The sequence below is a fragment of the Saltatorellus ferox genome (genome assembly GCA_007751475.1).
In the GTDB taxonomy this organism is placed as follows: domain Bacteria; phylum Planctomycetota; class UBA1135; order UBA1135.
On the sequence record CP036434.1, the window covers coordinates 5751985 to 5771384 of the forward strand.

The 19400-nt window shown below is 67.3% G+C and carries 15 protein-coding genes and 1 pseudogene; 9 read left to right on the forward strand and 7 right to left on the reverse strand.

Features of this window, described 5'->3' with window-relative positions; all coding sequences use genetic code 11:
• Positions 1-61 precede the first annotated feature (61 nt).
• The gene (locus tag Poly30_RS20660) at positions 62-466 is read left to right on the forward strand and encodes a GlcG/HbpS family heme-binding protein (protein ID WP_145201738.1); all 405 of its coding nucleotides are present in this window, start codon (positions 62-64) and stop codon (positions 464-466) included.
• Between the two features lie 92 nt (positions 467-558).
• Here the strand turns inward: Poly30_RS20660 and Poly30_RS20665 are convergent, their stop codons facing one another.
• The 3 genes from Poly30_RS20665 to Poly30_RS20675 all read right to left on the reverse strand — a co-directional run bounded on the left by Poly30_RS20665 (position 559) and on the right by Poly30_RS20675 (position 5165).
• Positions 559-1092, reverse strand: a complete 534-nt coding sequence (locus Poly30_RS20665; RefSeq protein ID WP_145201741.1) for a hypothetical protein — start codon at positions 1090-1092, stop codon at positions 559-561.
• 49 nt (positions 1093-1141) lie between these two features.
• The gene (locus Poly30_RS20670) at positions 1142-1603 is read right to left on the reverse strand and encodes a hypothetical protein (protein ID WP_145201744.1); all 462 of its coding nucleotides are present in this window, start codon (positions 1601-1603) and stop codon (positions 1142-1144) included.
• A 310-nt stretch (positions 1604-1913) separates the two neighbouring features.
• On the reverse strand, positions 1914-5165 hold the full coding sequence (locus Poly30_RS20675; protein WP_419190429.1) for a sigma-70 family RNA polymerase sigma factor: 3252 nt from the start codon (positions 5163-5165) through the stop codon (positions 1914-1916).
• A gap of 154 nt (positions 5166-5319) precedes the next feature.
• Between Poly30_RS20675 and Poly30_RS20680 the strand changes: the two genes are divergently transcribed.
• On the forward strand, positions 5320-6384 hold the full coding sequence (locus Poly30_RS20680) for a hypothetical protein (protein ID WP_145201750.1): 1065 nt from the start codon (positions 5320-5322) through the stop codon (positions 6382-6384).
• 47 nt (positions 6385-6431) lie between these two features.
• Positions 6432-7004, forward strand: a complete 573-nt coding sequence (locus Poly30_RS20685; RefSeq protein WP_145201752.1) for an NADPH-dependent FMN reductase — start codon at positions 6432-6434, stop codon at positions 7002-7004.
• A 24-nt stretch (positions 7005-7028) separates the two neighbouring features.
• Here the strand turns inward: Poly30_RS20685 and Poly30_RS20690 are convergent, their stop codons facing one another.
• The 3 genes from Poly30_RS20690 to Poly30_RS20700 all read right to left on the reverse strand — a co-directional run bounded on the left by Poly30_RS20690 (position 7029) and on the right by Poly30_RS20700 (position 10016).
• Positions 7029-7646, reverse strand: a complete 618-nt coding sequence (locus Poly30_RS20690) for an RluA family pseudouridine synthase (RefSeq protein ID WP_419190430.1) — start codon at positions 7644-7646, stop codon at positions 7029-7031.
• A gap of 38 nt (positions 7647-7684) precedes the next feature.
• The gene (locus Poly30_RS20695; RefSeq protein WP_419190431.1) at positions 7685-8611 is read right to left on the reverse strand and encodes a class I SAM-dependent rRNA methyltransferase; all 927 of its coding nucleotides are present in this window, start codon (positions 8609-8611) and stop codon (positions 7685-7687) included.
• A gap of 133 nt (positions 8612-8744) precedes the next feature.
• Complete coding sequence (locus tag Poly30_RS20700; RefSeq protein WP_145201761.1) at positions 8745-10016, reverse strand: hypothetical protein; 1272 nt, start codon at positions 10014-10016, stop codon at positions 8745-8747.
• Positions 10017-10514: 498 nt separating this feature from the next.
• On the opposite strand from Poly30_RS20700, the gene Poly30_RS20705 reads away from it, so the two are divergent.
• Positions 10515-11600, forward strand: coding sequence for a S1C family serine protease (locus tag Poly30_RS20705; protein WP_419190432.1), 1086 nt, complete (start codon positions 10515-10517; stop codon positions 11598-11600).
• Positions 11601-11627: 27 nt separating this feature from the next.
• Here the strand turns inward: Poly30_RS20705 and Poly30_RS20710 are convergent, their stop codons facing one another.
• A complete protein-coding gene (locus Poly30_RS20710) occupies positions 11628-13052 on the reverse strand; it encodes a hypothetical protein (RefSeq protein ID WP_145201768.1) in 1425 nt (474 codons plus the stop codon).
• Positions 13053-13267: 215 nt separating this feature from the next.
• Between Poly30_RS20710 and Poly30_RS20715 the strand changes: the two genes are divergently transcribed.
• The 5 genes and pseudogenes from Poly30_RS20715 (at position 13268) to Poly30_RS20735 (ending at position 19355) form a co-directional block, all read left to right on the forward strand.
• Positions 13268-14074, forward strand: coding sequence for a menaquinone biosynthesis protein (locus tag Poly30_RS20715; protein WP_419190433.1), 807 nt, complete (start codon positions 13268-13270; stop codon positions 14072-14074).
• Positions 14075-14078: 4 nt separating this feature from the next.
• Positions 14079-14267, forward strand: a complete 189-nt coding sequence (locus Poly30_RS20720) for a hypothetical protein (RefSeq protein ID WP_145201774.1) — start codon at positions 14079-14081, stop codon at positions 14265-14267.
• A 69-nt stretch (positions 14268-14336) separates the two neighbouring features.
• Positions 14337-14585: pseudogene (locus tag Poly30_RS20725) on the forward strand (hypothetical protein); the annotation flags it as partial.
• Positions 14586-15050: 465 nt separating this feature from the next.
• Complete coding sequence (locus Poly30_RS20730) at positions 15051-17402, forward strand: DNA gyrase/topoisomerase IV subunit A (RefSeq protein WP_419191382.1); 2352 nt, start codon at positions 15051-15053, stop codon at positions 17400-17402.
• 30 nt (positions 17403-17432) lie between these two features.
• A complete protein-coding gene (locus Poly30_RS20735; protein ID WP_145201777.1) occupies positions 17433-19355 on the forward strand; it encodes a DNA gyrase/topoisomerase IV subunit B in 1923 nt (640 codons plus the stop codon).
• Positions 19356-19400 lie beyond the last annotated feature (45 nt).

Here is a 19400-nt window from a genome sequence, read left to right on the forward strand (position 1 = left end):
TTCGGGGCGATAGGATCTTCGCGAAAGCCCTTCCGTTTCGACCGATCCTCCCCAGAACCGCATGTCAGATATCACGCTCGAACAGGCCCGTAAAGCCGTTGAAGCCGCCGAGAAGAAAGCCATCGAGATCGGCACCAAGATGAACATCGCCGTCGTCGACGCTGGCGCGAACCTCAAGGCCTTCGCCCGGATGGACAGCGCTTGGCTCGGCTCCATCGACATTGCCCAGAAGAAGGCTCGCACCGCACGCTATTTCGATATGCCGACGGGCGATATCGGCGGACTCTCCCAGCCAGGCGGCTCGCTCTACAACATCGAGCACTCGAATGGCGGTTTGATCACGTTCCCGGGCGGGATACCGATCAAGAACGCCGCCGGCGAGATCATCGGCGCGATCGGGGTCTCGGGCAGTTCGGTCGAGAACGACCATACCGTCGCCGAGGCGGGCGTGGCGGCCATCCAGTAGATGCGCTGAAGTCGCGGATTCGCGATCACGAAAGAAGCGCGCACGGGAAGAGTCCTTCCCGTGCGCGCTTCTTTCGTGGCAAAGATCGATGACTATTTCACCCGCGTGAGCTTGAAGGCGGCGACGTCCGTTCGCTCCTGGCCCTGGATCGAGGTCCAGTGCTGCTCGATGTGGTCCTCGTCGATGAAGACGAGGGTCATGTCCCCCATGTAGCTCTCGCCAGGGCTTTTGAGATCGCCGACGCGGACGCACTTGAACTCCAGGCGATGGCCGTCGAGGCCGGACGCGCGCATGTAGGGCTGGTTCCCCGCCCCGCAGTAATGGGTCATCGCCACGTCGTTGCCGCTCAGCGTGTACATGTTCGTCATCTCCGCTTCCGTCCCCGGCGACATGATCTCACGGATCACCGAGCCCATGGAGGTCACTTCGAAGACGTGCTCGCCTTCGCCGAAGGGGGTGACCGAGGTCCAGCGCCCCTCGAGGCTCCGGAGCGTGTCCCAGACCGAGGCTCTGATCTGGGGGTCCGCTTCGACCATGCGCATGCGAGTTCGATGCATGCGGCAGCCCACCAGACCGAAGACCAGGGGGCTCAGGAGGAGTGAGATGAGGAGGACGTCTTTTCTCATGGTGCACGAATCTACCGCGGAACCTGCCAGGGGAGCAGGAGGAAGTCGGCTACCGAAGAGTGCCGCCGTAGCTGCGGCGCTTTTTCAGTCGAGCCACTTTCTCGGCCAGGTCTTTCGCTGTTTGTTCCTGGACGGAGCTGGTGAAGTCGAAGTGCAGGTTGTGCTTGTGGACGTAGGCGTCCGGGTTGGCCACGTCGGACATCATGCAGGCAACGCTCCCGATCATGAGGACGTTGCCTGCGCACCAGCGAGACAGGTCGGGGACGCTGGTCGCCACGCGAACCTCGCCGGGGCAATCCGGGTGCGTCGCGCTCAGCTCGACCTCTTCTCCGTTGCGAAGGGTCAGCTCGCAGGGCGTCAGAACTTGATCGCCCGCCGAAGTCACCACAGCTGCACCGGTGGGGGTCGAAGTCAGGAGGATGGTGGACTCGGTGCCAGCCATCATCGAGGCGCACGAAGCCAAGAGCCCCAGGGGCAAGGCCAGCCAGAGTGATCGAAAATCGGTCGTCATGGGAAGGTCGGGTCGCGGATGCCGCAGCGATCGTCGCCAGAGATCATAAACCGAATCCCCGAAGGCCGCTCCCCCCGATCCCCCCCCACCCACCCCCTCCCTGACAAACCCGTCACCCACCCCGTGCCCACCAGCGACATGGCGCGCGAAAGCGACACAAACGGACCAGGTCCATCCGTTCCGGAACAAACGGACCAGGTGCATCCATTCCGGAACGAACGGACCTGGTCCGTTTGTTCCGGAATGGATGCACCTGGTCCGTTTGTTCCGGAACGGATGCACCTGGTCCGTTTGTGTCGCTTGGAGGCGGTCAGGGTACTGGAGTCGCCTTTGTTTCCAGGTGGATGGGGTCTTTGGAGGGGGTCGTCGTCAGTTCGAAGCGTTGGGTCGGCACTTGGATGAGTGGGCCTTTGATGAGGCTCCATTCCCCTGCGGGGAGCAGGGCGCTGAAGATCGTTCGGTCGCCGACGCGGCCCGCACGTGTCAATGGGACCTTGGCACCGTCCGCTCGCTCCGCCAGCAGCGTCGTGTTCATCGTTCCCCACACTTCGTTGAGGCCCGTCACAGCCACTTCCACGCGCTTCCAGGGTGGAACGGTGCAGCGGACCGAGCCCGGTGTAACCGAGGTCTCGCTGGCGGGCTCGACAGGTACCTCGATGCTGGCGTGGTGGGCGCCATCCGGTCCCTGAACGTGAATTCTTGTCGGCGGAACCCCCGAATGGAACAGGACGAAGGTGCCGTCCTCCTGGGAGCGCGCGCTCAACGTTCCGAGCTCTGGGTCCTCGTAGTGGATCCAGCGCCGCTCGGCGAGCGGCTCGCCCGTTCCCTGGACGAGCTGCCCCTCCAGGCTGTCGAGGCGCTCCAGCGCGATCTCCCCGAGGTCGATCTGATCCGCCGGACCGATCACGAGCGGATCGAGTTCGACAGCGCGCCGCCCTTCCGCCGTCAGCTTCCAGTTCCCCACGCCCGCCGATGCAATCGCGTGGAGCTGGCCGTCTTCCCGGGACTTACCATGGACACTTGCGGCCCCCCCCTGAACGACATCCTCGTCACGGGCCCGCAGGACCGCATCCTGGATGGGCGAACCGTCCTCCGCTGCCACCACACGGAGGTCGACCGTAGCCGCTCTCGTGTCCAGCAGTGCGCCAACTGGCGCCGCGGGGCTTCGGGTCCGTTCCTCGGCCAATGCCGACGTGAGATCGAGCGTCAATGGGAGCGCAGGATCCGTGAAGGGCCCGAAGACCAGCAGCGGCAGCCCCGTTTCCGCCTGCGACGCCTGGGGCTTCACCTGAATCCAGACGCGCTCCGTACGGCCCCAGGAGAACTCCACCGGCTCGTTGAGCGGCAGCCCGAGCGCCACCTGGGAATGATGGTCGAACGGCGATCCGAAGAAGACCGTCATCGAGTACTCGCCCTTCCAATCCCGGGACGGCTCGGTCGAACTCACCGCGACATGGGCGGTACCCGCAAACTCCTCGCCGTCCGCCAGGAACGTCGCGTGGGCCACGGGCAGGCGAACGAGCTCCACCTTTCGCGATCGCTCGCCCGATCCGAAGTCGACGCGCGCGGGCGCATAGCCCGGAACCAGGACAACCCCGGGGACCAGGCTGCCTCCGAACATCTGCGCGTTCACCCGCACGAGGCCCGACTCCCGGACCTTCGGCTGGACGTGGTCCGGACTGGCGACTCGCTGGCCCGCCGGGATGTCCGGAAGGATCACCACGGCCAGTTCGCCGTCTCCGGATCGCCAGAGCTCACCGCCCGGCCGAGCCGGGTCCACCAGCATCAGCTCGACCGCTTCCTCCTCGCGGATCGCGAACTCCACGGGCGTGTGGGTCGCCCCCGGCTTCAGGTAGTCGAGCCGCATGGAAGCTGACCCGCCCGATGGCGCCACGGCCGCCAGGTCGTAGTCCGTCCCGCGGAGAAGCAGCTCGAAGGAACCGTCCGCCTCCGTCAACGCCTCTTCGTGCGCCAGAGCTCCTCCGGGACTCCATGGAAGCGGCCGAGGCTTGCCTTGCGCCCGACGGCCCTTGGCCTGCGCCACGCGATCGAAGGCCGTCGATACGAGCGCCCCTTCGATTGGCTCTCCAAGCTGGTCGACCACGCGGCCCGCGACGTGGATCGGCGAGCCGAGAACGATGTCCTTGATGACCGGCTCCGCGTCCACGCCCGGGAAACCGATGCCGCCGTACTGTCCCGCCCAGGGGTTCCGCAGCGTCTTCGTCCAGAGCTCCGACGGCACCGCCCAGATCAACACTGCGTCGCTGCGGCCAGCCATGGGCCGGCCGTCCTTGTCGAGCACGAAGCCACGCGGGAACGAAGCCTGATGCGCCACCTCGAAGATGCCGCTCGTCTCCGGGCGCGCCAGGATCTCGTACTCGTCGTAGAAGTTCCGGCCGATGATCACACAGTCGGTCACCGGCCTGCCGTTCTCGTCCATGACGCGGCCGACCGCCGTCTGGCCCTCGGGAAGCAGAAACTCCACGGGAGCGTCGATCGCCTCCTCGACCAGAAGAGGCAGAGATCCGCGCGCGTGGCTCTCGGTACCGAGCGTCACGAAGTGCACCAGCGGATCTTCGGGGATCGCAAAGCTCGCGACTCCGTCTTCGGCGGTCACGCCCTCGGCGATCGGCTTCGGGTTCGGCTCCTCCGGACCGAGCCCCTCCAGTCGCCCACGGTCCGACGCGCCCGTCCGGATCACGAGCCAGCGCACGCCGGGCACCGGCTCGCGCTCTTCCCCGCTCACGAGACGAACCTGGATCTCGTGCGCGACGGCAGGCGGACTCACCAGGGACGCGACGCGTCGGCCCTCGGTCACCGAGTTCTCTGGCATCGTCAGTGCGTCGGGCCACCCGGGTTCCCGGGCCGGTGCGACCGCTGCCAGCTCGGGACCCGCCGGCGCCGAAGCGGTAGCCGCTTCCCCGGGCCCCAGCGTGAGGTAGCCGATCGCCGCCACTGCGGCAACGAGCAGCGGAACCAGCACCGCCGCCGACAGCGCATTGCTTCCCTTGCCTGCCAATCCGGACCGGGCCGCCAGCGCAAGCGCAGGGAGCACCCACGACCGCTCTTCGCTCTCGGCGTCGAGCATCGTCCGAAGGCGCGCGAGCCCGCGGCTGATCCGCTGGCGCACCGTGGCCGGGTCGACCTCCATGCGCTTCGCGATCTCGGCCGTGGTGAGGCCCTCGTAGTAGCGCATCACGAGGCAGAGCCGCTGGGATTCCTCCAGCGCCATCACCGCGACTGCCACGCGGCTCCGGAACTCGGCGTGCGCGAGGATCTCGTCAGGCGCCGCCGCCGCGTTCGACTCTCGCGTCGCCACCTCTCGCTCGCGTGCCACCCGATGAACGGCGCCGCGCTTCGACTCCTGGCTCACGTGACGCGCGGTCTTCGCGAGCCAGCCGCGCGGCCGCTCCGTCGGCAGCCCGTCCTCGCGCCGAAGCGCGCGCAGATAGGTTTCCTGGACGACGTCCTCGGGCTCGTCGATGCCGGCGACGAGGTGACGGGAAAGGCCGATGAGCCAGTGGCGTTCGACGAGGAGGGTCTCTAGCTGGGATGAGGTCATGGGATCGTGGTTCGAGAGGTTCCCCCGTCCATGGCTCCGCGACCGGAAGTGTGACAGCGATTCGGCAGGAGAGGCCGAACAAAGAGGGCTCCAGCGAGTCCTCGGCCCTCCAGGTAGGATGGACCCGACGTCCTTCCCCCACGACCAGCCTCCCATGAAGTCCCCGCTGTCCCTGATCTCCGCCGGCGCGCTCGCGCTCGCGCTCACGCTCGCCCCGAGCGCCCTCGCCCAGTCCTTCAACGTCGATATCGGCATGAACCTCGCGTTCTTTGCCGGGATCCCCAGCGACACCTATGGGGCCGCTGCCGGTCAGCCAGGGACGTGGAACGCGTTTCTTCCCAGCTTCACCGCCGCGCCGCTGGTGGACCTTCTGGGTCAAAGCTCCACCGTGACCCTGCGCTCCGACGCGACCTCGACGTTCAACGTCTTCCCCGGCGTCATGACGCCGGGCGACGATCAGCGGCTGATGGAAGACTTCCACATCACGCCGAACCTGAACCAGAACTCGACCTGGACGTTCGAAGGGCTCGACGATGGCGAGTACGACGTCTACACCTACGCATCGGACCCGAGCCTCTCCGGACTCCAGACGGTGATCGAGGTGACGCAGTCGCTCGATCCCCCACAGCAGATCGGCGCGGGCTGGCCCGGCGCCCACGCGCTCGGCCAGACCTACTCGCTCCACCGTGTGACAGTCATCGGCGGCACCCTGGAGCTCCAGGCGGGCACGCCCGGCGGAATGCTCGACAGCGGCGTTCTGAATGGAATCCAGATCATCGGGCCGGGCGGCGGCTTCACCCTCAATTACTGCATGGCGAACGCGAACTCGACGGGCCTCGCCGCCAGCATGGGCGCCACGGGCAGCCCTTTCGTGGCGAGCAACGACGTCACGTTGACCGCCTCGCGCATGCCCCAGTTCTCCTTCGGCTTCTTTCTCACGAGCCGCATGCGCGGCTTCGTGCAGAATCCGGCAGGCAGCGCGGGCAACCTCTGCCTCTCCGGCGCCATCGGACGCTTCGTCGGGCCAGGGCAGATCCAGAACACCGGCACCGCCGGCGCGATGTCGCTGGCCCTCGACCTCACCTCGCTGCCCACGCCGACGGGCTTCGTCGCCGCACAGGCGGGCGAGACCTGGGACTTCACGGCCTGGTTCAGGGACGTGTCGGCGGCCGGACCCACCAGCAATTTCGCCGACGGCTACGAGATCGTCTTCCAGTAGCGCCCGACGATTTGCGGTTTGCCGCGGGGTCTGCCAGACTTCGCGGCATGCCCCAAGCCAAACCGAAACTCGTTGCCTTTGCCGGTTCTCACCGCACGGGATCCTGGAACGTCAAGCTCATCCACGCGGCCGCCGAGGAAGCGCGTGCCCAGGGAGCGGACGTGGAGGTGATCGACCTCGGCGCTCTCCCGATGCCGATTTTCGACGAGGATCTCGAAGCAGCCGGGACCCCCGAGAACGCCGCGACGTTCAAGGCGAAGCTCAAGGCCGCCGACGGCTTCCTGATCAGCTCGCCCGAGTACAACTCGGCCTACCCCGCGCTCGTGAAGAACGTGATCGACTGGGCCAGCCGCCCCGCGCCTGAAGAGGCGCCGCTCGCTGCCTTCAGCGGCAAGGCCTGCGGGCTCTTTGCCGCGTCTCCTGGCGCGCTCGGAGGAATCCGCATGCTGCCACAGCTACGGAATCTACTGGCCAACATCGGCGTGCACGTCGTGCCGACCCAGTTCGGGCTCGGCAAGGCCCACGAGGCCTTCGGGCCAGGCGGCAAGCTCACCGATGAGCGGGCGCTCGGCATGGTCAAGCGAGTCGTGCAGCAGACGATCGAGATCGCGTCCCGCTGATCGCAGTCGCCGCGGGCTCGGCTCCTACCAGACGCCGTTCGAGGGCAGCGGCGCGGTCACGTCCACGACCTCGTCCCGCGTCGGATGCGGCACGACGAGGCGTCGCGCGTGAAGGGCGATGCTCTTGTCGGGGAGAGGCCGATCCGCGCCGTACTTCAGGTCGCCGAGGATCGGCGTGCCGAGGCTCGCCAGCGCGACGCGAAGCTGGTGTGATCGGCCGGTGACCGGGCTGAGTTCTACGCGGTTCCGGCCATCCGTGAAGCGGTACTCGGAGCGCGCCAGCTTCGCACCCGGCGTTCCTTCCGGGACGACCTTCACCATGTTGCGCGACGGATCCTTGAGCAACCAGTGCTCGACGACGCCCGCATCGGCCAGCCCCGACGGCTTCGGACCCGACGTGATCGCCATGTAGGACTTCTGCGCGGTCTTCTCACGGAAAGACGCCCCCAATCGCGCCGCGCCCTTGCTCGTCCTGGCGAAACACACGACGCCGCTCACCGGTCGATCGAGCCGGTGAACCACACCGAGAAACACGTCGCCGGGCTTCTGGTACTCGCGCTTGATCCAGGCTTTCGCGAGGTCGAACAGGCTGTCGTCCTCCGAGCTATCCGGGACGACGGGCAGGCCGGGGGGCTTGTTCACGCACAGGACATGATTGCAGACGTGCAGAACCTCTAGCTTCATCGGTCGTGGCCGCAGCCCCGTGCCCAGCGTGCGCAGAATCCGGCGGGCAAGAAGCGCGGCGCCAGACTGGCATCGGAGGGGGCTTCAGGGATGGCGAGTTCTCCTGCGTGGGTCGTGCCGGCGCCGAGGTCCGCGAAGAGGTTCTGGAAGGCCAGCGGCGAATAGCCGACCGCATACGTGGAGAGGATGATCATCGACGTCGGTGCTGCGATCGCGCCCGCGGTCTCCACGAGCTCGGCGAGGTGATCCTCGAGCTGCCAGACCTCACCCTTGGGCCCGCGACCATAGTGCGGCGGATCCAGAAGCACGGCGTGATAGCTGGATCCACGCCGCGCCTCGCGCCGTGCGAAGCGCATGGCGTCCTCGCAGATCACGCGCATGCTGGTGCGGCCCAGCCCGCTCGCCTCCGCGTTGTCGACCGTCCAGGTGATGGCGGTCTTGGAGGCATCGACGTGGGTGACGTCCCAGCCGGCCTTGGCGGCGAGCACGCTGGCGGCTCCCGTGTAGCCGAAGAGATTGAGGAGCCTCGGCCGGGACTCGCCCGCCGCTTCGAATTCGGCTCGCAGGGCCTCGATCGCGGCCCAGTTCGAGGCCTGCTCAGGGAAGAGTCCCACGTGCTTGAACGGCGTCGGGCGCACGAGGAACGTCGCGTCACCCTCGCGGATCTTCCAGGACGGCGACTCCCCGCGGGCCTCACGCGCGGCCCCCTGGCGCGCCTCCCAGCGGCCTCCGCGGTCGGACTCCCGGACGAAGGAGAGATCGGCCGCATCCCAGGCACCGGGACTCAGGCGCGGGCGCCAGAGGGCCTGGGGATCGGGCCGCCGCAGCAGCACGGGACCGAACCGTTCGAGCTTTTCCGCGCCGCCCGAGTCGAGCAGTGCGTAGCTGGAGAGAGGCGGGGATTCGAAGATCGAGGGATGCACGGGGCGAAGAGGATAGCCGCGTCCGGAGGTCCCCGTGATGCAGCGAGGGCCCGACTCTCGAAAAAGAGTCGGGCCCTCGCGCATTCTCCAGGGCGCAGAACCGGGCGGGTTCAGCGTTCCCGAGGGAGACGAATCAGTCCTGGACCTTCTGGGAAACGGTCTGGGCCTTCACGGCGTCGCAGCACTTGCCCGACTTCGTCGAGACGGTGGCAGCCTTCTTGGTGGTGCTAGAGCAGCAATCGCCTTCTTTCTTCGTGGCGACCGTGGCGGCCTTCGCCTTCGTGGCGCAGCACTCGCCCTCGGCTTTCACCGAAACGACCGAAGCCTTGGCGGCGCTGGAGCAGCACTCGCCATCTTTCTTCGTGGCGACCGTGGCGGCCTTCGCCTTCGTGGCGCAGCACTCGCCCTCGGCTTTCACCGAGACGACCGAAGCCTTCTTGGCGTCGGTGGCGCAGCACTCACTCTCTTTCTTGACGGCGACCGTCGTGGCCTTCGTGGCGCAACGCTCACCGTCACACTCGGCAAGGGGCTTTGCGGCAACGACAGAAGCCTTGGCGGCGCTGGAGCAGCACTCGCCTTCTTTCTTCGTGGCGACCGTGGCAGCCTTCGCCTTCGTGGCGCAGCACTCGCCCTCGGCTTTCACCGAAACGACCGAAGCCTTGGCGGCGCTGGAGCAGCACTCGCCTTCTTTCTTCGTGGCGACCGTGGCGGCCTTCGCCTTCGTGGCGCAGCACTCGCCCTCGGCTTTCACCGAGACGACCGAAGCCTTCTTGGCGTCGGTGGCGCAGCACTCGCTCTCTTTCTTGACGGCGACCGTCGTGGCCTTCGTGGCGCAACGCTCACCGTCACACTCGGCAAGGGGCTTCGCGGCAACGACAGATGCCTTGGCGGCGCTGGAGCAGCACTCGCCTTCCTTCTTCGTGGCAACCGTGGCGGCCTTCGCCTCCGTGGCGCAGCACTCGCCGTCGGCCTTCACCGAAGCGACAGCGGCTTTCGCGGTCGAGGCGCAGCACTCGCCGTCCTTCTTCGCGGCAACCGTGGCGGCCTTCGCCTTCGTGGCGCAGCACTCGCCGTCGGCTTTCACCGAAGCGACCGCAGCCTTCGCGGTCGAAGCGCAGCATCCGCCGTCGGCCTTCTTGGCAACGACCTGGGCCTTGGTCGTCGGGCAAGTCGAGCCGCAGCTCGCCTTGTCGTCGGCCTTGGCAGCAACGGTCGCGGCCTTCGCCTTGGAAGCACAGCAGCCACCGGCGTCCGCTTTCTGGGCAACGGTCGTGGCCTTGGCCTGCTGCGCGGAGCAGGAAGTCTTGGCCGCGCTGGTCGCAGCACAGTCTTGGGCCATCAGCGGCGAAGCGCCCAGCCCGAGGGCGAGTGCAAGAGCGGCGAGGCCTTGGAGAAGTTTGTTCATGGTCAAAAGAGGTCAGTGAGAAAGCGGTGCTTTCGAATCGAGGGCCAAGGTAACGGATCGAGGCGCTCTGCATGGGCGGGGAGCCCTGGCCGAGCACCCCGGCGAAACCCGGGATGGTCTGTTTTTGAGAAACAGCAACGTCAGGGACGCTGCCGATGGCGACGAATCGAAGTAACGGGTACTTCGACCTTCTCGTTCCACAAGCCTGACGGCTTGTGACGCGGGAGGCTTGATTTCTGCGGAGAAATGGTCCTGAGGATCCATCTCCCTTCCGGCTCATGGTAGCGGTCCCAAGGCGGTTTCTGTGGTACGACGATAGTAAGCCATTGTGAGGGGAATCCGAAGGACCGCATCCAACCGGACTTCCTGCGCTATAAACAGGTGAGCCAGAGGCGCAAACGTGCGGCCCCCGGCCTGCCTCCCCCGTCCACCCAGCTCCGACCAATGACAAATCGTCGCATCTCGAATGGAGGCGCCCGCCCCGCTCCGAGCCCGGCAATGGGGTGGAAGATCCCGGCCCTCGCCGCCCTTCTGGCCGCAGCCTTCGGAGCAGGCAGGCAGACTTCCATCCTCGAACCGGGCCCTGCTTCCCAGGAACGAGCCGCCTCAGATCCCCTGGATCCACGCGCGGCCGCCGAGCAGGTCTCGCTGGCTTTTCAGGCCGCGTCGGCGGAAGCAGCCCAATCGGTGGTCCAGATCCGCTCCTATCGCCAGCGCCGGGACAGCTGGCGCCCCCACCAGGAAGGCTCGGGCGTGGTCGTCTCCGATGACGGTCAGATCGTGACCAACCACCATGTGGTGGACGGCGGAACTCGCTTCGAGATCGTCTTCACCGATGGCTCCAAAGCGCCCGCCAAGCTCCTCGGCTCCGACGACTCCGTCGACCTCGCTCTGCTCCAGCTCGAAGGTCCTATCCCGTCCCCGAACGGTCTTCCCCTGCGCCCGATGCCGCTGCGGACCGAACTCCCGCCCGTGGGCGAACTGGTCCTCGCCGTGGGCAACCCGCTCAGCCTGGGGCACACCGTCACCCTCGGCGTCGTGAACGGCCACGGCCGCTCCAACCTCGACATCGCCGAGTACGAAAACTACATCCAGACCGACGCCGCGATCAACCCGGGCAACAGCGGCGGGCCCCTCGTCGACGTCCAAGGCCGCGCGATCGGGATCACCGTCGCCGTCGGGCTCGAGTCCAACAACGACGGAGGGCTGGCCTTCGCCATCCCCGCCTCGATGGTCCGACGCGTCATCGACGATATCGTCGAACACGGCCGCGTGCGGCGCGCTTACCTCGGCGTGCAGACGGTCCGCAGCTACCTCGTCGAGCGGACCCTCGAAGAAGATCGCCGCAGCGGCTACGACGGGTTCAGCCGCGTCAAGGTCAAGGACTCCATCGCCAACACGCCCGCAGCTCGCGCAGGGATCCGTGCGGGCGACATCATCCTCAAGCTAGGCGACAACGAGATCCGCGGAACCCAGACGTACTTCAACGCGCTCATCGAGGCAGACCCCGAGGACACGATCGAGATCACCCTCTGGCGCGCGGGCCGGACGCTGACGAAGAGCGTCAAGCTCGCGGAGCGGTAGGCTGCGGTCAGCGCTGCGCGCATCGCTTCAGTCCACCCGAGCCGCGCCCGCCGCACACCCGCCCTGGCCAAGGCAGGCGGCGCTGGATCCCGGCTCCCCCACGATCACTCGCACCTCCCCTGCCGCGCCGGTTCCGTCGAACTCCGACGCGGCGGCGATCGCGACTCCAAATTCGGCGCCCGCATTCGGGCATGAGCCCTGCAGGGCGCCAGCGCGCTGCCATCCAATGGAGGATCGCTGGAAGACCTCCACTCGCCCCGCGCTCACCTGGCCGAGATCCCCCGCGGCGAACGGCGCTCCCACGAAGAGCCGGTCTGCAGCGCCAGCGACGCGCAGCCCGAAGCCCTCGGTCGGATCGCCCGTGAGAAGAGCCTGGTGAATGGGCTCGCCGGTGCTCGAGAGCCGAAACACCTCGACGATCGCCCTGCCCCAGCCCCCCACCGCGAAGGTCGTGGTATCGATGGCGGCGATCGACTCGCCATAGCGGAGCCCGGCGGCGCCATCGGTTCCAGCGGGCGCCCCCAGGTCCCACGCGAGGCGCCCAGCATCGAGCCCCACTCCGTGGAAGCCGAAGACCCGCCCGGCCGCCGGTGCGATCGCACCATCGCCGGGCGCCCCCACGATGAGCATCTCTCCGGCCCAAGCGAGCGACTGACCGAACGTCGCCGCCACGCCCGGCTGAGGCGACTCCACGCTGAAACGCAGGGACCACTCTCCGCCAGAGCGATCGAACACGTGCACGCGTCCGGCGAACGCCGCGCCCGACGTCGACCGCGCCATGGGTGCCCCGACGGCGATCTGGAGGCCGTCCGCGCGGAAGGCCAGCGAATGGCCGAAGGCCGCCCCATCCGCGCTCCCTGGTGGATGGAGCTCGACCAGCTGGAGGATCGGGAGCGGACCCGGGTCTCCGACGGAGCCGACCCGGTAGAGGCGCACGAGTCCCGCGCGCGATCCCGCGGCGGAGTCGGCTCCCGGCGCCCCCACGGCGAGAAGGTCGGTACCGTGAAACGCAAGAGCAGCACCGAAGCGCGAGTGCGCGGAGAGATCCCCGGGGCGCAGCGTCCCCCGGACGGCGGAAGCGCATACGCCCGTGGACGGACCCAACGCTCCCACGGAGAACAGCCGCACACCTCCACGGGGGCTCCCGGCCTCCATCGCTTGAGGCGACCCCACGGCGCAGAGTCGGCCACCGAGCCGCTCACCGAGCCGCTCACCCGGAAGATTCGCCCTCACCTCGCGCACCGTGATCGCGACCGCCGCGCCGAACTCTCCGCGCTGGCCGAACGCCGCCTCCGCCACGGCCTGACGGGACGGAAGCAGGGTGCATGGAAGGCCCGCCGCGGTGCGGTCCCAGGGATTCGAGCCCGTCGAACCTCCGGGCCCGTGCAGAAGGGCACCCGCCCAGGTGAATGCAGTCAGCGCGCACAGGGGAAGCGACAGGAGAGGCATCATCGTCATCGTTCGAAGCCCCGGGGCGGGGCGGGTTCGACTGCTGGAGTCCAGGAATCGGAGGCCTCCTCTCGCGGGTGCGGGAGTCGAGCGCCATCCAATCCAGACGACGATCGGGCCGAGGGGCGGTTACCGCTCGCCGCGCGGTTCCATCGTTCTCCGCGGGTCTCCTCCTTTCTGAGGCGAAATCGAGGGCCGACCGACCGATGATCACCCCCATGAGTGCGTCCTCCTCTGAGCTCCGCGTCGGGAGCGTTCCCTACCTCGTCGGAAGGCCCCTGGACCATGGCCTGGGCCGAGAGCCCGGCATCACGCTGGAGCACGACGTTCCGGCCCGTTTGATCGAGCGGCTGAGAGGCGGAGAGATCGACGTCGCGCTCGTCTCTTCGATCGAACTCTTCCGGCGCCCGGGCTACCGGTACATCGACGGGATCGGGGTGGCAGGCAACGGCTACGTGGGGAGCGTCCAGGTGTTCCTGCGCAAGCCGATCCAGGAGGCCGCGTCGATCGCGATGGACCCGGCGAGCCGGGCAGCCGCCGCGCTCACGCGCTCACTCCTCTACGAACGGGAGGGCGGCGCGCCGGAGTTCATCGAGGTACCGCTCGGCGCCGATCCTCGCGAGGCGAAAGGCGCGGACGCCTGGCTGCGGATCGGGGACGCGGCGCTGCGGGAGACCCTCACCATCGACGCTCCGGCGTGGAACCCGAGCGAGGAGTGGCGGAAGCGGACCGGGATGCCGTTCGTTTTCGCGGCCTGGATCGTGGCGGAGGACGTCGACATCGAACCCCACCTGGAGGCCTTCCGCCGCGCGCGCGAAAATGGCCGGAGCGCGATCCCGGCGCTCGCCCGGGAGGCTGCCGAGACCTGGCGCCTGCCGGAAGCCCAGTGCCTCTCCTATCTCGCCGAAGAGTGCAGCTACGACCCGGGCCCCGCGATGGCGCCGAGCCTGCGTGAGTTCCAGCGCCGGGCCGCGCTCGCCGACCTGTGCGCGAAGGATCTGCTCCCGGAACCCGTCCACCTGTGACAAAATGCCCAGACTGATCGATCAAAATCACTGCCCCCACTGCGGAATCAAGCTGGAGGCACCTCTCCCGCGGGTTTGCCCGGAGTGCGCAGGTTCGCTCCAGCAGCGCTACCTGAAGGCGGGCTGCCTGAGCTCCGGTCCCGCGATCTTCCTGGCGGGGCTGGCCTACCTGGCGTGGCAGATCGCCGCATAGAGCCAGCCCGCCGGCCCAATTCTGTGAACGAGATGAAATGCGACCCGCCGCAAGGAGAACAAGACGGCGATGGTTTCCTTCAGCCTCTACCGAACGCCCACTGATGCGCCCGCCTCCACGGGCTCGGCGGGCAACGTGATCGCCGCTCTCGCCTCGTTCTTCGCGCCGGGCCTCGGCCAGCTCATCCAGGGCCGATTCGCAAGCGCGCTGGTGCTCTTCCTGGGCACCTGGATCGGCTACTCCCTCTGGTTCCTGATCCTGCCCGGGCTCTTCGCGCTCGCCCTGCACCTGGTTGCGATCCTCGACGCGGCGACCTTCACTCCTGGGAGATCTGCCGGCACGCCCGGAAGATCCACGGGGCGCTTCACCCAGCGAAACGAGGAAAGCGCCTTCTCGCAGGGCCACCCTGGTGGCCATCGCGTCCACTTCGCCGAATAGTCAGCGCGTACTCCGCCGGATCGGTTGTATGCGCCAAGCGCGCGCCCTATCGTGCCGGTCCGGGGGTCGCCGAGGGGCGTGGCGCAGGTGCGCGTGCAGGAGTGTCCGCCGGTTGGACATCGATCGACCCGCAGGGTTCCGAATTTCGTGGCGCAAACCCGTTCGTCTCTGAAGAAGAAGACGTCGAAGAAGACTACCTCCGAGAAGCGTGCCGCAGGCGCGCGTGATTCTCTCTTCGAGGATGTGCCGACGGGCGGAGGCGGAAGTTCCGGCAGCCACTCGGGCGGCGGGGCAGGCGGAGGTGGTGCCTCGGGCGACGGTGTCTCCGGAGACGGCGAGGAAGCCGTGCCACTGCACGAGGCCGCGCAAGCGCGCTACTTGAACTACTCGCTCTCGGTGATCACGAGCCGAGCGCTGCCCGACGTGCGCGACGGCCTCAAGCCCGTGCAACGGCGCATCCTGTACACGATGTTCCGCGAGCGGCTCATGCCGGACGCCAAGCCGCGCAAGTGCGCCGGCGTCGTCGGCTCCGCTCTGCGCGACTTCCACCCCCACGGCGACACAGCGCTCTACGACGCCCTCGTGCGCCTCGCTCAGCCCTGGGCGATGCGCCATCGCCTCGTCGACGGCCACGGCAACTTCGGCTCGATCGACGGGGATTCGGCGGCCGCGTACCGCTATACCGAGTGCCGTCTCGCTCCGCTGGCCGGGCCGCTTCTCGACGACATCAAGAACGGCACCGTTCCCTTCCGTCCGAACTACGATGGTACGAACGAGGAGCCCGTCGTCCTGCCGGCCCGCTACCCGAATTTGCTGGTCAACGGCGGCACCGGTATCGCGGTCGGCATGGCGACGAACATCCCGCCACACAACCTCGGCGAGACGCTGAAAGCCTGCCTCAAGGTCCTCGCCGATCCCGAGATCAAGGACTACCAGCTGGTCGCCAACGACGCGATCCAGGGACCGGACTTCCCGACGGGTGGCCAGGTGCTCGCGAGCCGCGAGGCGCTCCGTGAGATCTACAAGACCGGCTCCGGCTCGATCAAGGTCCGCGGCATCACCGCGATCGATCGCAAGCTCGCGACCCGCACGACGAAGACGCTCGTCATCACCGAGGTCCCCTACGCCGTCAACAAGGCGACGCTGGTGGAGCAGATCGCCCAGATCGTCGTCCAGCGCAAGATGGCGCTGCTCCTCGACGTCCAGGACCTGTCCACCGATGACATCCGGATCGAGCTCACGCTCAAGAAGGACGCGGACCAGCAGAAGGTCCTCGCGTACCTCTACAAGCACACGAGCCTCCAGGTCAACTACAGCTACAACCTGACCTGCCTGATCCCGACCGAGAACCCGGCCGTCGGTGCGCCGGCGCGCCTCGGGCTCAAGGAGATCCTGTGGCACTTCCTCCACTTCCGCCTCCGCGTTGTCACGCGCAGGCTGGAGACGGAGCTCGGCGTCCTCGAGAAGCGGATTCACATCCTGGAGGGCTTCGCGCTCGTCTTCGATGCGCTCGACGAGATCATCCGCATCATCCGCGCGTCGGATGGCAAGGCGGACGCTGCGGCGAAGATCCAGAAGCGGTTCAAGCAGCTCGACGCCGAGCAAACGGACGCGATCCTGGAGCTCAAGCTCTACCGCCTCGCCAGGCTCGAGATCAACCTCGTCAACGAGGAGCTCGAGGGCAAGGTGGTGCGCGCGAACGAGATCCGCGCGCTGCTCGACGAGGACGACAGCGACACGCGAAACTCGGGCCGCTGGGGCATCGTGCGCGAGGAGCTGGAGGCGATCTTGAACGAGTTCGGCAAGGCCAAGGAAGCCAAGCGCCGGACGATCATCGAGCTGCCCGAGGAGGAAGTGGAGTACTCGGAAGAGGACTTCATCGTCGCCGAGGACACGCACCTGCTCGTCACCAAAGACGGCTGGGTCAAGCGCCAGCGCGAGATCAAGGAGCCCGCGAAGTCGCGGATCCGCGACGGCGACAGCGTGCTCGCCTGCGTGGCGGGCTCGACCCGCGCGACCGTCGGCTTCTTCTCTTCGCTCGGAACGTGCTATACGGCGCGTTTTGCGGATTTGCCTTCCTCCACCGGTTTCGGCGAACCCATCCAGAAGCTCTTCAAGCTGAAGGACGGCGAGCAGATCATCACGGTGATGTCCTTCGATCCGCGCGCGCTCCCCGCGAGCATCCACGAGGATCCGAAGAAGCCCGACGTCTGCCCGCTCTATCACGGATTCGCGGCCACGAGCGACGGCAACGCACTGCGCTTCGGCCTCGACAAGTACATCGAGCCTTCGACGCGCTCGGGTCGCCGCTACGCACGCCCCTCCTCCGGAGACAAGGTCGTGGGCATGACGCCGATCCACGGTTCGGAGATCATCCTCGCGGTCACGGAGCGCTGTCGCGCCGTCGTCTGCCCGGCCGCCGAGGTGAACTATCTCTCGGGGCCCGGCAAGGGCGTCCGCCTCATCAAGGTGGCGAAGGAAGACCGACTCATCGGCTTCAAGGCGAGCACCGGTGACCGGGACATCCTGACCGTCGAGACGAACCGCGGCGCGAAGAAGAACATCTCGGTCGTCAAGTACCGGGTCACGGGGCGCGGCGGCGTCGGCACCGAGATCCAGAAGAACGGCCGGATCAAGTCCGTCATGGAAGAGCCGCCCGAGATGCCCGTGCTGAAAGGCCGCGCTCCCAAAGACTGATCGTCATCGGAAACATCGAACAAGAACACCATGGCGAAGACCTATAACGCGGACCAGCTGACCGTGCTCCAAGGACTGGAGGCGGTGCGCAAGCGTCCGGGCATGTACATCGGCGGCGTCAACAGCGCTGGCCTCCACCACTGCGCGTGGGAGATCCTGGACAACTCGATCGACGAGGCCATGAACGGCCACGCGAGCGAGGTGACGTTGACCCTCCACAAGAGCGGCGACACGATCTCGGTGGCCGACAACGGCCGCGGCATCCCGGTCGACAAGAACAAGAAGACCGGGAAGACCGGCCTCGAGCTGGTGCTGACCGAGCTCCACGCGGGCGGCAAGTTCCAGAACGACGGCGAGGGCAACTACAAGACCTCGGGCGGCCTCCACGGCGTCGGCGCGTCCGTCGTCAACGCGCTCTCCAAGAAGCTGGTCGCCGTCGTCAAGCGCGACGGGGCCCAGTACAAGATGGAGTTCTCCCAGGGCAAGCCCGTGACGAAGCTCCTGCGCGCGAAGTCGACGGACGTCCGCGGCACGGGCACGACGATCACGTTCACACCGGACCCCGCGATCTTCCCGCGGACGACGTTCAACGCCGAGACGCTCCTGGCGCGCCTCGAAACGGCGTCGTTCATCCACTCCGGCGTGAAGATGGTCTTCGTGGACGAGGCTGCGAACAAGCGGCACGTCTTCCGGCACGAGAACGGCATCAGCGACTACCTGAAGCACGTGTGCCAGGAGCGCAAGGCGCGCTCGATCCACGACGAGCCGTTCTACCTCTCCAAGGAGACGGCCGACGCGCGCGTCGAGCTCGTGTTCCAGTGGACCGAGTCCACGGACGAGCACATTCGCTCCTACGTCAACGGCATCACGACGGCCCAGGGCGGCAGCCACGAGAACGGCCTGCGGGCGGGACTCAACAAGGCGGTTCGCAACTACCTGGAAACGCACAAGCTGACGCCGAGGGGCGTGAAGATCAGTCCCGAGGACATCCGCGAGGGCGTCGTCGGCGTGCTGTCGGTGTTCATCGCGGACCCGCAGTTCCAGGGACAGACGAAGGAGCGACTCAACAACCCCGAGATCCAGTCCGTGGTCGACGCCGCGCTGCGTCCGGCCCTGGAGCAGTGGCTCAACTCGAACAGCTCCGTGGCGGAGCAGATCGTCGCGCGCATCATCGCGGCCAGCCGGGCGCGAGCGGCGAGCCGCGCCGCTTCCGAATCGATCTCGCGGAAGTCCGCCACGAACAAGCTGACGCTGCCTGGCAAGCTGAGCGATTGCTCGGCCAAGGACCGCGCCGACACGGAGCTCTTCATCGTCGAAGGTGACTCAGCAGGCGGGTCGGCCAAGCAGGGCCGCGATCGGAAGACCCAGGCGATCCTGCCGCTCCGCGGCAAGGTGCTCAATACCGAAGAGGCAGGCCTCAAGAAGGTCCTCGACAACCGCGAACTCAACGATCTCGTGATCGCCATGGGCTGCGGAATCGGCCCCGCGTTCGATCTGGCGAAGCTGCGCTACCAGCGCATCATCCTTCTCGCCGACGCCGACTCGGACGGGCACCACATCACGACGCTGCTCCTGACGTTCTACTATCGTCACCTGCCGCAGCTCATCACAGCGGGGCGCCTCTACATCGCCGTCCCGCCGCTCTACCGCGTCGACCTCGGCAAGGAAACGTACTGGGCCGCCGACGAGGCCGACCGCGAGCGGATCCTGAAGACCCATGGCAATGCACGCTCCAACCCGCAGATCACGCGCTTCAAGGGCCTCGGTGAGATGATGCCGAAGACCCTCTGGGAGACGACGCTCGATCCGAAGACGCGCAAGCTCCTGCGCGTCGAGATCGCGGATGGCCTGATGACCGACCGGATCATGAACGACTTGATGGGCAAGGACCCGTCCGCACGCTTCCGCTTCATCATGGAGCGCGCCGAAGAAGCGGAAGAAGTCGATCTCTGAGGTCACGCCAGGACAGCCTGGATGAGAAAAGCGCCGCCCGCCCCT

Coding starts and splice junctions, on each gene's coding strand:
- Poly30_RS20660 (WP_145201738.1), top strand. CDS start 62: ATGTCAGATATCACGCTCGAACAGGCCCGTAAAGCCGTTGAAGCCGCC.
- Poly30_RS20665 (WP_145201741.1), bottom strand. CDS start 1,092: ATGAGAAAAGACGTCCTCCTCATCTCACTCCTCCTGAGCCCCCTGGTC.
- Poly30_RS20670 (WP_145201744.1), bottom strand. CDS start 1,603: ATGACGACCGATTTTCGATCACTCTGGCTGGCCTTGCCCCTGGGGCTC.
- Poly30_RS20675 (WP_419190429.1), bottom strand. CDS start 5,165: ATGACCTCATCCCAGCTAGAGACCCTCCTCGTCGAACGCCACTGGCTC.
- Poly30_RS20680 (WP_145201750.1), top strand. CDS start 5,320: ATGAAGTCCCCGCTGTCCCTGATCTCCGCCGGCGCGCTCGCGCTCGCG.
- Poly30_RS20685 (WP_145201752.1), top strand. CDS start 6,432: ATGCCCCAAGCCAAACCGAAACTCGTTGCCTTTGCCGGTTCTCACCGC.
- Poly30_RS20700 (WP_145201761.1), bottom strand. CDS start 10,016: ATGAACAAACTTCTCCAAGGCCTCGCCGCTCTTGCACTCGCCCTCGGG.
- Poly30_RS20705 (WP_419190432.1), top strand. CDS start 10,515: ATGGGGTGGAAGATCCCGGCCCTCGCCGCCCTTCTGGCCGCAGCCTTC.
- Poly30_RS20710 (WP_145201768.1), bottom strand. CDS start 13,052: ATGATGCCTCTCCTGTCGCTTCCCCTGTGCGCGCTGACTGCATTCACC.
- Poly30_RS20715 (WP_419190433.1), top strand. CDS start 13,268: ATGAGTGCGTCCTCCTCTGAGCTCCGCGTCGGGAGCGTTCCCTACCTC.
- Poly30_RS20720 (WP_145201774.1), top strand. CDS start 14,079: ATGCCCAGACTGATCGATCAAAATCACTGCCCCCACTGCGGAATCAAG.
- Poly30_RS20735 (WP_145201777.1), top strand. CDS start 17,433: ATGGCGAAGACCTATAACGCGGACCAGCTGACCGTGCTCCAAGGACTG.